The 12,323-nt window shown below is 42.1% G+C and carries 9 protein-coding genes; 3 read left to right on the plus strand and 6 right to left on the minus strand.

The window, feature by feature from the left end; all coding sequences use genetic code 11:
• Positions 1-80: 80 nt before the first annotated feature.
• Entirely contained in the window at positions 81-1,043 is a 963-nt protein-coding gene (locus ACT3RN_RS11115) for an RDD family protein (RefSeq protein ID WP_225739220.1), read from the minus strand.
• A 141-nt stretch (positions 1,044-1,184) separates the two neighbouring features.
• Positions 1,185-3,569 carry a phosphoenolpyruvate synthase gene (gene ppsA, locus ACT3RN_RS11120; RefSeq protein WP_192519841.1) on the minus strand — a complete coding sequence of 795 codons (2,385 nt, stop codon included), beginning with the start codon at positions 3,567-3,569 and terminating at the stop codon, positions 1,185-1,187.
• A gap of 910 nt (positions 3,570-4,479) precedes the next feature.
• Between ppsA and ppsR the strand changes: the two genes are divergently transcribed.
• The 3 genes from ppsR to sthA all read left to right on the plus strand — a co-directional run bounded on the left by ppsR (position 4,480) and on the right by sthA (position 7,610).
• A complete protein-coding gene (ppsR, locus tag ACT3RN_RS11125) occupies positions 4,480-5,376 on the plus strand; it encodes a posphoenolpyruvate synthetase regulatory kinase/phosphorylase PpsR (RefSeq protein WP_225739221.1) in 897 nt (298 codons plus the stop codon).
• Between the two features lie 107 nt (positions 5,377-5,483).
• Positions 5,484-5,879, plus strand: coding sequence for a DUF4377 domain-containing protein (locus ACT3RN_RS11130; RefSeq protein ID WP_192519842.1), 396 nt, complete (start codon positions 5,484-5,486; stop codon positions 5,877-5,879).
• A gap of 81 nt (positions 5,880-5,960) precedes the next feature.
• Positions 5,961-7,610, plus strand: coding sequence for a Si-specific NAD(P)(+) transhydrogenase (sthA, locus tag ACT3RN_RS11135; RefSeq protein WP_192519843.1), 1,650 nt, complete (start codon positions 5,961-5,963; stop codon positions 7,608-7,610).
• 115 nt (positions 7,611-7,725) lie between these two features.
• Here the strand turns inward: sthA and ACT3RN_RS11140 are convergent, their stop codons facing one another.
• The 4 genes from ACT3RN_RS11140 to ACT3RN_RS11155 all read right to left on the minus strand — a co-directional run.
• A complete protein-coding gene (locus tag ACT3RN_RS11140; protein ID WP_192519844.1) occupies positions 7,726-8,928 on the minus strand; it encodes an ABC transporter permease in 1,203 nt (400 codons plus the stop codon).
• On the minus strand, positions 8,928-10,166 hold the full coding sequence (locus tag ACT3RN_RS11145; RefSeq protein ID WP_192519845.1) for an ABC transporter permease: 1,239 nt from the start codon (positions 10,164-10,166) through the stop codon (positions 8,928-8,930). Before ACT3RN_RS11145 ends, ACT3RN_RS11140 begins: the two co-directional genes overlap by 1 nt.
• Positions 10,167-10,169: 3 nt before the next feature.
• Positions 10,170-11,381 (minus strand): HlyD family secretion protein, encoded by a 1,212-nt coding sequence (locus ACT3RN_RS11150; RefSeq protein ID WP_192519846.1) that lies wholly within the window; start codon positions 11,379-11,381, stop codon positions 10,170-10,172.
• 66 nt (positions 11,382-11,447) lie between these two features.
• Positions 11,448-12,323: YihY/virulence factor BrkB family protein (locus ACT3RN_RS11155; RefSeq protein WP_444518634.1), on the minus strand; the 876-nt coding region annotated here is incomplete at its 5' end.

Genomic DNA, 12,323 nt, shown 5'->3' on the forward strand with positions numbered 1-12,323 from the left:
ACAAAAAAAAGCAACGATAATACGCTGCTTTTTTATAAGGGTTATCAGACACGTTGCTCATAACCAAACTTAACGAATGGTTATTTTATTTTTGGTTCTTTTGCTAACTGATTACTCTCTGCTTTCACTACCAATGTGCTGGCCAGTTTGTCATGCCAACCAATGTTTTGAGGGCTTTTTGAAGCCATGTAATAATGAATAGCTAAAGGTATGAATACTATAAATGAAGTAGAAAGAGGGATGTAGATTAGTGCTAATACAAGCGTGCGTATCACAACCAATTTGACAAAAGAAGGCAAACGATGAGTTGTTTGGTCGACCACACGAATACCAGTAATTAGTTTGCCTAACGACTGACCTCGTAAGATAATAAAAAGTAATTGCAAAGCGATAAGACCAAAAACCATAGCATTTGATATGAGCTGCGTAGCATGAGGAATACTTTCAGCAACACTTAAAGAATATTTAACCATCTCATCCATATTCTGTAAATCTGTAGGTATGCCATCCAACTTGTTTATAGCTAGCATTAATGGCAAAAATGACATGATTAAAAGTAGCCAATCAAGTGCCGTTGCTAATACTCGCGACATGATAGGCGCAAGAACAACATTACCAAGAACTTTATCTTGAGCTGAAATATTCTTACTGCTAGCCGTTTTATTTAATGACACATTATGATGCGGTGTGTGATGACGGTTGGTTGTCATATTCGCATCTTTATCAGTGACTTTTGGACGTTCAGGCTTGCCATACAGTCTATCTAACGATACAGATTGTCTGTCCTCACCATCACTGGCTTTATCTTCAGGAAATACAGTGACGTTATTGATAATAGAGTCATTGGTATCTGGGCGGCTAATGGTAGCGGGTCGATAAACCGTTTGGTTGTTGGTCAAGTTGCCGACACGCTGCCATTGGTCTAAGCCTTCATGCCACATTAAATCATCTAGCAGTACTTCACCAGAGGCCAACATAATATTGAGCTGATCCAAACTGTATGGACCGGCTTGTACGTTATTTCGAGCAAGGAAAATCTGCATAATTGCCTACATAGTTAGTCATGTCTTACATCACATTTTATAATACATAATATTAGGGTCTATTTAATATTTTTCAAATAGACCCTAATAAGTGTATCTTTAATAATGGTGTGAATTACCGCTGTGACTTGACGTTACGGCTTATTTGGTTTCTTCACCAGCTAAAAAGAACCAAGTATCTAGTACTGAGTCAGGGTTTAATGACACTGAGTTGATACCTTGTTCCATCAACCAATAAGCAAGATCTGGATGGTCTGATGGACCTTGACCACAGATACCGACATATTTGTTTTGCTTACGGCAGGCATCGATTGCCATAGTTAACAGCTTCTTAACAGCAGGATCACGTTCATCAAATAGATGTGAGACGATACCTGAGTCACGATCTAGACCAAGGGTCAACTGAGTCAAATCGTTAGAACCGATTGAGAAACCATCGAAGTACTCTAGGAATTCATCTGCCAATAGTGCATTGGTTGGTAGTTCACACATCATGATAACACGCAAACCGTTTTCGCCACGCTTTAGACCATTTTTCTCTAGTAGCTCGATGACTTCTTTGGCTTCGCCAATCGTACGCACGAATGGAATCATAATCTCGACGTTGGTCAGTCCCATGTCATCACGGACACGCTTTAGTGCTTTACACTCAAGTTCAAAGCAATCGCGGAAGTTGTCAGATACATAACGACTTGCACCACGGAAACCAAGCATTGGGTTTTCTTCTGATGGCTCGTATAATTTACCGCCCAACAAGTTAGCGTATTCGTTTGATTTGAAATCTGACATACGAACGATAACTGGCTGATTCATAAAGGCAACCGCTAAGGTTGAGATACCTTCGACCAATTTATCAACATAGAAGTCAACAGGTGAGGCATAACCGGCGATACGCTCTTGGATGGCTTGTGATATTTCACGTGGCAACGTATTCATGTTCAATAGTGCTTTTGGATGCACACCAATCATACGGTTGATGATGAACTCAAGGCGAGCAAGACCAATGCCTTCGTTTGGCATTTGGGTGAATGAGAAAGCGCGATCTGGGTTACCGACGTTCATCATTACTTTAAATGCTAGCTCTGGCATCGTTTCAACAGAGTTGGTTTGCACTTCAAAGTCAATTTGGCTTTCATAAATAAAACCAGTATCACCTTCGGCACAAGAAGCAGTCACATCTTGACCGTCAACCAATAGCTCAGTTGCGTTACCACAACCAACGATAGCTGGAACACCTAGTTCACGTGCGATAATAGCCGCGTGACAAGTACGACCACCACGGTTGGTGATGATGGCAGAGGCACGTTTCATGACTGGCTCCCAGTCAGGATCCGTCATGTCTGATACGAGGATATCGCCGTCTTGTACTTTGTCCATCTCGTTTAGGTTGCTAACGATACGCACTTTACCTGAACCGATACGTTGACCGATTGAGCGGCCTTCGCATAGTATTTTTGCGTCGGTAGTATCAATGATGTAACGCTCCATGACATTGCTGTCTTGGCGGCTCTTAACCGTTTCAGGGCGTGCCTGAACGATAAATATCTCATTGGTGTCGCCGTCTTTAGCCCATTCGATATCCATCGCTTGGCCATAATGTTTTTCGATCGTTACCGCTTGTTTAGCAAGAGAGGTTAGCTCTTCAGTAGATAGTGAGAATTGCAGGCGATCTTGTTTTTCAACATCGACAGTTTTCACAGATTTAGCTGTACTACCTTCGTCACCATAAATCATTTTCTTATGCTTGCTGCCTAGATTACGGCGAATAACTGACGGCTTACCATTGGCTAACAACTGCTTTGATATATAAAATTCATCTGGATTAACCGCGCCCTGAACGACCATTTCACCTAGGCCGTAGCTTGATGTGATAAATACCACTTGATCAAAACCACTTTCGGTATCTAGCGTGAACATTACACCAGCCGCACCAGTTTCTGAGCGAACCATGCGTTGTACAGCGGCAGATAGTGCAACACCTTCGTGCTCAAAGCCTTTGTGTACACGATAAGAGATTGCGCGATCATTGTATAAAGAAGCAAACACTTCTTTGATAGCGATTAGGACGTTATCAATACCGCGAATGTTTAGGAATGTCTCTTGCTGACCTGCGAATGAAGCATCTGGTAAATCTTCAGCAGTTGCAGAAGAACGTACGGCAACAGCGATGTCTTCGCCGCCGCTCATTGCTTCAAATGACTCACGAACTTCTTGTTCAAGATCTTTTGGTAGTTCTTGCTCAATAATCCAAGTACGAATTTTTTTGCCAGTCTCTGCAAGCTTGTTAACATCATCTACGTCTAATGTTTTTAGCTCATTATTGATTTTTTCTAGCAAACCTGTTTCGTTCAAAAAGCGGTTAAACGCATTTGAAGTGGTGGCAAAACCGCCTGGAACACTGACACCTAAATCAGATAAATGGCTGATCATTTCGCCTAATGAGGCGTTTTTACCACCGACCATATCAATATCGTCTTTTCCTAGCTGATCTAGATTGATTACAAGTGCTGTAGATTGCGCTGCCATGATAACTCCAGAAAATAAGGTTATTTAGTAAGGATTATAACGGTGGATTATACCGCTATATTAGGACAATTTCGAGGGGTTAAATCAAAAAAATTGTTAAAAACAGACAAATTATGGAGTTTACTACATAATTTTGAGCAGCTTTTCGAAAAACTTACTTTCTACGCTAGCGTAAAAATATCGAAAAAAGCCAATATATCCCCGTCTGACAACCCTAAATGAGACTATAAATAGCCAATTCAAGGACTATTACAGATAGATGGTGTGTGTTTTAGAAACTTCGTGCTTATATAGGTGTGTAATAGTCATTTTTAGTTCAATCGAACAGGGTATGAATATCGTTTTGTTTAGGACGTGTTAAACATTCACAAATACTCTCTGTTAGTGCCATGATCGAATATCAAACACATCTTACTATTTATAGAGTGTTTATTCGCTCGCTTTATTGGTATGAAACAGACTCTAAATATTGAAGTTATACAATTACCAAGGTGTTATAACGGGTTTGGTGAAAGAATCGCTAATCTCAGTATGTTCTAGAGATAGAGTTGGCTTTTATATTGGTTTCTAAGTACGCATCTGTAACATTAATTTCTATTAAGCCGCTATTATGCGTATAATGTAGGGCATAAATAATGTAGGTCTGTTATTGCATATATATTGAATATCAAGGCTGATTTATATAGGCGCTAAATATGTCTAGGGGATGGCTTCAATTCACTCGATAGTCATCTAAACGGAATAAATATCGTCAAATAGCCGGTTCATATCCCGATACTATCTGCGCGATTTTCCTTGTTTGACGATCATTTTTATCACTATTTTTAAAATGAAGACACGTCCTAGAGTAGTATGAAAAATATAAGCCAAAAAAAGATTATCATTGTGTTTCCAATTGAGGTGCCAACGTATGTACTCAAACAACCCTACTGAACAAGTGAAGTCCACTATTCAAAACCGGCATGCATTAAACTTAGACAGCTCACAAGCTGTTAGAACCGCATTTTTTATCTCAGATGGGACAGCAATTACGGCTGAGACATTGGGCCGTGCTATTTTGAGTCAGTTTGCTTCGGTACCTTTTGAAACCAGAGTGTTGCCTTATGTGGACAGCCTTGAGCGTGCGGAAGATACGGTTGAGCAAATCAATATGGCCTATCAACGAGATGGTTTACTACCTTTGGTGTTTGATACGATAGTCAACCCTGAGATTCGTGAAAAAATCAACGCAGCACAAAGTTGTAACTTGGATATGTATGAGGGTTTGATTGGGCGAGTCGCGGAAGAGACCGGTGTAGAGCCTGATGGGCACTCAGGTCATGCCCATGATAATGTTGATTCTGAGACCTATAAAGAGCGTATTGACGCAGTGCATTTTGCTTTAGATAACGATGATGGCGCACGTACCCGTCATTATAATGCGGCGGATATCATTTTGGTTGGGGTGTCACGCTCTGGTAAAACCCCAACGTCACTATACTTAGCGTTACAGTTTGGTATTCGAGCAGCCAATTATCCTTTGACTGAAGATGATTTGTACGACAATCAATTACCAAAAGCATTGCGTGAGCATAAAGACAAATTGTTTGGTCTGCTTATTGATACAGATCGTTTGGTGAAAATCCGCCAAGAGCGCCGCGCGGGTAGTCGTTATTCTAGTTATCAGCAATGCCAGCAGGAGCAGCGTGCGATACAAGGGATTTATATCACTCATGGCATCCCCAGCTTGGATGTATCCGAGATGTCTGTTGAAGAAATTGCCACTCGTATTCTACAAATGACAGGTCTGAAACGTCGTATTGGTTAAAGATTGATAAAACTCAATTAAACATTAACTGTTTAACCCTTGAAGATTGTTTATACCATTATTAATATCGTCATTTAATACAACCTCATTATCCTATAGAGAATATTATGAGTTTAGCTTATAAGTCTAGCAAGACCCCTTTATTATTAGCCAGTTTTTTAAGCGTAGCGACATTATTGACAGCCTGTCAGACGTCACGTCAACCAGTCCCTGAGCCGCGCTATGTACCAACCATTGTCTTAGGTGATGCGCAAATGCTAACCATCATGCCAAACCGTGTGGCCTGTGCTTCGGAATTACCGATGCAGTGCTTGCTTGCCAAATCTAGCAAAGACGGTAGCATGTTTGAAGTTCCTTATGATTGGATTGAGGGTTTTGAGCCAACGCTTGGTACTGAATACGTGATCAGTGCCCGCCCGCAAATCGATGAAGCAGAACAAAGTCCTAATGGCTATTGGACATTGCAAAACATTGTCTCACAACGTATGGTAGGAATGCCTTAGTACGGTGATACTAACTCACTCAAATTTTGATTCGTTCATGACCTAAATATCAAACCAATAAGTACATATAAAGAGGATACGATGGGAACTAAAAAACCAAGCGATGCAACTAATGATATCGGTGAAGAAAGCCATACTGAAGTATCTAATAAAGCAAGTAGTCACGCGCCTAATCCTGAGCACACTGTCGGAAAAAACAAACAACAAAAAATTGAACAAACCCATGAGCAAGTCACTGATGATGTGATGCATCACCCTGATCTTGTGAATCCTCTCGATGACACACGAATTGATATCAAATCTGGTTTTACCAAAGATTCACGTCGTCTAAAAAGCGACAACCATGCATACGAATATGACGCAGTTGTTTTAGGAGCAGGTCCTGCTGGTGAAGCGGCTGCTATGAAACTGACTAAGTCTGGCAAAAGAGTAGCGGTCGTTGATCCACGTGATCAAGTAGGTGGTAACTCTACTCATGTAGGCACGATTCCAAGTAAAGCGCTACGCCAATCAGTATTTAACTTAATTAACTTCCGCCGTGACCCGATGTTTACTAAGGCGATGGAATATAAGCAAGTACCCCTAAATGAAGTGTTGGCCAAGGCGCGTCAAGTAATACGTCGTCAAGTTAATACGCACACGCGTTTTTATGAGCGCAACCGCATTGAAGTGATTCACGGTTGGGCCAGCTTTATCGATGCCCATACATTACGTATTGAAACCGATGACAATGTTTTTGAAACCATTACTTTTAACAAAGCGATTATTACCGTTGGTAGCCGTCCTTACCGTCCTGATATTCTAGACTTTGATCATCCACGCGTTTTTGATTCTGATAAAATTCTGCAAATGGATTATGTGGTCAAAAAAATCATCATTTATGGTGCAGGCGTAATTGGTTGTGAGTATGCGTCTATCTTTACTGGTTTGGGTTACAAGGTTGATTTAATCAATAACCAAGATCAGCTGCTCAATTATTTGGACAGCGAAATCAGCGATGCTATCGCTCATGATTTTAGACAATTTGGTGTGCTGATCCGTAGTAATGAAGAGATTGATCATCTTGAAACGCACGATGATTATGTGGTCTTACATCTAAAGAGTGGTAAGAGAATCAAATCTGATGCCATTCTATGGTCCAATGGTCGCTCAGGTAATACCGAAGGTCTGAACTTAGAAGCGGTTGGTCTGAAAGCCAATAGCCGCGGTCAGTTGAAAGTTGACGACACATATTGCACTGATATTAAAAACATCTACGCTGCTGGTGACGTGATTGGTTGGCCATCTCTGGCATCTGCCGCTTATGACCAAGGTCGCTGCGCTGCTGCCTTTATGGTAGGTGATGATGATGCCGAGCCAGTATCTAGTGTGCCGACTGGTATCTATACCATTCCTGAAATCTCTTGTATTGGTAAAACAGAGCAAGAGCTGACGGATGAAAAAGTTCCTTATGAAGTGGGTCAAGCATTCTTTAAGCATCTGGCACGTGCGCAAATCATCGGTGAGCGTTCAGGCGTATTAAAGATTTTGTTCCATCGTGATACGCTAGAGATCTTGGGTATCCATTGCTACGGCAATCATGCGTCAGAGATTATTCATATTGGTCAAGCCGTTATGAAGTGTAAGAGTAATAATACGCTTGAGTATTTTGTGAACACCACCTTTAACTACCCAACGATGGCCGAAGCGTACCGTGTCGCGGCATTGAATGGTTTGAATCGAGTTTTTTAAATCATCGCCTATTTATATTGTATAAATCAAAAAAGCGCCTGCTAATATTAGCAGGCGCTTTTTTGATAGCTGGTTTATCAATATAAAACAGGCCTATTAAACCACTTACTCCATGTTATGAAATGGTTTTATGCTGCTTCATAGTGGTATACCAGCGAATGAGCAAGAGTAATATAAAGTAGAATATCCATAAAGCGGCGAGTGCATACAGCCCAGTAGAGATTTGGGATACACTGGCACCCATTTGGTTTAGCTGTACAGAAGTGTTGATGGCTGGTGTCGTCGGTATTAACCAACGAATGATCTGTAAAAATTCTGGCAATTGGTTTGCAGGCCACGGATAGCCACTGATAAAAAACATCGGCAACGAGCTAAAAATAAGAATTTGCATACCGCGTTCACGTTGACGAAACCATAATCCGAGTACGCAGCCGAGAGTTGCAACTGTTGGGCAGAATATTAGTAGAAATAACAAGCTGCCGAGCATGTTTTGTCCGCGCGGATAGTGATGAAGCTCAAACGCCCAGCCATAATAAAAGCAGCCGATCACAAAGCTACACGCACTTAGCGCTGAAATACGACCAAGCCAGCCACGGATGCTACTCATGTGCCGACGCTGCTCATACCATGTTCCAATCAGCATCGTCGTCGACATCAAAAGTGTTTGCTGTAAAATTAGAATAGAAACCGCTGGCACGATGTACGCGCCATAGCCTTCTGTTTGATTGTATAAAGGAATGATTTGTAAGGGTACCGCTTGAGTGTTTGCTTTTGCGGTTACTGGATACACACCTTGTGCTACGTTCTTCTTAATCTCGATACCAGCTGATACGGTGCTAACGGCTTTCAAAAATCCCATCTGAACATTTTTATTCAATAGAAAATAACCGCCATTGCCTAATACACTGACGCTCGCTGATTTTCCAGAGAGTACTTGCTGCTCAAGGCCACTCGGAATCACCATATATCCAGCGATTTCATCTGCCCAAATGGCCCGTTTGGCATCTTGCTCATTGAGAAACCGCTTAGTATCTAGCTGCGGGCTGGCACTGGCATAACGTACGACAGTTTGTGATAGGTTACTGTTGTCATAGTCAATGATACCAACGGGCACATGATCGATTACCTCGGTCGAATATGGCCAAGGATAAAAAAAGCCATAAATAATAGGTGCAATCATCAATAGTAACAGCACACCTTTATCAGAAAATATGCCTTTAAAAGTCTCCAAGAACCCATCCCAAAATGTTGGGGATGTTGCTTGCAGTGTTGAGTGTTCAGCCATAGAAGACGGATTTTGTTTTGGTAACAATGACATTAGCGTGCTCCCCAGCGTTCTGGATGTGCCAATGCACGTTTGGTCAATAGCGTCGTCAAGATCATCGTAATGGTCGTCGCAATTGTGAGGCCATAGACAATCGGTAATGACACAGCCACAGGGGCGTTCATCTGTAATTGTGCAATGTGTAGCTTTAAATAATGTGTGAGTGGTAGCACGTCTGACCAATGCTTGGCATTATCACTGATAGCAATATACGGAAAAGTGACACCTGCAAAGGCATAAGAAGGGGCAGAAATAAAACCAGTAGACGATAAGCCCATGCGTAAAGAAAACGAATTTAGGGTTAAGATGGCACCAATAAGAAATGACAGCATCATTAGTAAAAGCAGACCGACATAAGTAGCAATCACTGAGCCAATAGCAATAACGTCTTGTGGTGCAGCGAACCAAACAGCAAGCATTGACCAGATGCTATAAGCCATCATGGGCCAAAAATACTTGCCCAATAAACCGAATAACAGTACAGAGAAGCTAGCCTGTCTAGGTTGAGTATCTTCATGAGCTGTATCTGTTTTTTTATTAGTAATAAAGTCGTACCAATGGCCTATGTTTTTATCACGCAGCTCACGTCCTATCGTCGTTGCTCCGATGACCATTGCTAAAATATGTAGTAGTGCGGGAATCACCGTTGAGGCTAAAAACTGCTGATAGTTAGTTGCGGTGTTGAATAGACTGATACGCTGTATACTAATCGGCGAATAGGCAATCACTGCTTGTGATGGTGCCACGCCTTGCTTGACCAAACGCTGTATCTCAACACCAGCCGATAACGTGCCAGTAACGGCTTGAACACCAGTTTGGATGATGCCTGAATGTGTACCGTACTGAGCATTCACTTGCAATATTAAAGGGGCAGGCTTGCCAGATAAAATATTACGAGAGAAATCTTCAGGAATAATAACAACGGCATAGATATCACGCTGCAAAATGGCTTTTTCTGCCACAGCTTCTGAAGTATAAAGCTGCTTGACCATCAAGGTAGGACTGGCTTCTAAATAACGCACAACAGTATTGGCAACAGGACCATTGTCTTGGTCGATCACTCCGATAGGCAAGTCTGTAATTTGCGTATGAGAAAATATCCACCAAATCAATAGCACAGTTGCTAATGGTATCCAAATCACCATCGCCAAGTCCCACGAGTTTTTGGACAAAAATCGTCGCTCGTACGCAGCACTACGAAAAAAAGCCTCACTTAACTTGGTCAGGCTCATGGCTTACTCTTGATTCTTAGTGTTAGTAGACGCTGAATCAATGCTCACAACCACGCTCATGCCCGAACGAATACGGGCGTCTGGAGTGGTAGGACGCGCTTTCACCTCAAAGGTACGCACATCAAAGCCGTCATCATTGTTGGTTGGGCGCCAAGTTGCAAAGTCAGATAAGGTTGACGTGGCATAGACGGTAAACTCTTTAGTATAAGGCTTATTCACTGATGACAATGCTGGTATCGTACCTGTGAATTTTTGCCCGATTGCTAGTTGGTTTAAATAGGTTTCTGTGACATTGAGTACGACCCACTGATCACTGGTATCGACCAACGTCAGTAGAGGAACACCTTCTCCAATGACTTCACCGGCATTGACAATAACGTCATCTACGATACCAGCGATAGGGCTTTTTAAGTTGGCTTCTTCTTTTGCAACCAGTGCTTCGTCCAGTTTTGCATCGACTTGCGCGACTTGCGCTGTGGCGGCTAATTTATCTTCAGTGCGTGCGCCTTCTAACGCTAGGTCATATTGCAATAGCGCCGCTTCAGTTTGGTCTTGGGTGGCCAGATATTGGGCATAAGCTTCATCTCGTTTTTGCCGTGCCATTAGTCCTTCTTCATACAGACGATTGACCCGTCGATAGGTGTTTTCTGCCAAATCAGAACCTGCTTTGTTGGCTTGCCATGCTGCCTTTGCTTGAGCGATTTCTTGTGGGCGAGCACCGTTTTCTGCTTTATCTAACTGACTCTGTGCCATTTGTTTGCCAGCACGTGCTTGATTAATTTTGGCATTAATCTCAGGTGAGTCCATTTCAATAAGCTGCTGACCGATGGTAACAGTATCGCCTTCAGTGACTAAGATTTTTGATATGCGTCCAGGTACTTTTGCAGCGATAGAGGTTTGCTGCATTTGCATTTGCCCTTGCAAGGTAATGGCCTCGGGCTCACTGTGTTGACTGCTCTTATACAAACCATAAGCAACCATACCCAGCACAATGAGAATAATCAGTGCTAGGATGGCTTTTTTGATTAGGGCAGATTTGTCAGTTTTTATTGCCTCGCGTTTATAAGGCGGCACGGTTTGCTCTGCGTTAGCACTCGCGTTGTCAATATTAGAATCAATCGGTGTTTGCTCATGCTGACCATTATTTGATTCAGTAGAGCTATCTGAGTCGTTTACTTTGCGTGAGTCGCCTGATTCGTTGGTAGATTCAGTCATGACGGTGAGGTTCCTAAAGCAATAAAGCGAAGAGTAGAGGTGAAAAATTGATGACTAGGACACGCCCTAGTACACTCGAGTAGCATAAGGTTTGGCATCTTCTATGGCTTCAGAGTTAAAGATAGCTCCAAAAGCGACAATAAATGCTGAATAATAAAGCCACAGCATAATGACCACGGCAGCTGATAGTGCGCCAAACTCAGCACTATAGTTGTTAAAGTTTTGGACATAAATTGAAAATAGTACAGACAATATAATCCAAAGAATGGTTGCTAGCGCTGAGCCTGGCACTAGTTTCTTTAGTGCGACTGCGCCACGGTTAGGGGCTAGGCGATAAAAGCCCAAAAAGCTTAAAAAGATGATACCAGTCAATATAGGCCACCTGCTCCAAAGTGCAATTGTCTTAGCAATTTGAGGGAAGGGAAAGTAGGCTGCCGCTAATGGAATGATAGCGATAGAGGAGATTGTTATAATTAATATTACAACTGCGGCGAAGGTCAAGCCAACTGATCGAATGGTACTTTGTATAAAGCCACGCTCTTGCGTGATATGAAAAGCAAGATTGACAAGAACGATTAACGATTTGATGCCTTTAGAGCCAGCATAAAGAGCAAATGAAGTCGATACAATAAGACTGACAGTCAGTGTAGATGCAGTACTAGAAACCAGATCGCTTAGGCGTGAATTGAGGACTTCGTATACCGTATCAGGTACAAACGGACGCAAAATTGCAATCTGTTCTTGCATCTCAGTGAGCGAAAATACAAGACCATATAGCAGCACAAATACTGCCATTACTGGAAAAATTGATAAAAACCCAAAAAAACCTACGCTCGCGCAGTGTGCCCAAACATTAGAAGTGTTTGCGATACGCCACGTTTTCAATAAAGGCTGTAGCCAGCCAACTACAGATTTAAACGTCAGTTTTTTCATAAAATATTT

This window comes from Psychrobacter sp. AOP5-GZ1-6 (genome assembly GCF_052376345.1).
Classification (GTDB): Bacteria; Pseudomonadota; Gammaproteobacteria; order Pseudomonadales; family Moraxellaceae; genus Psychrobacter.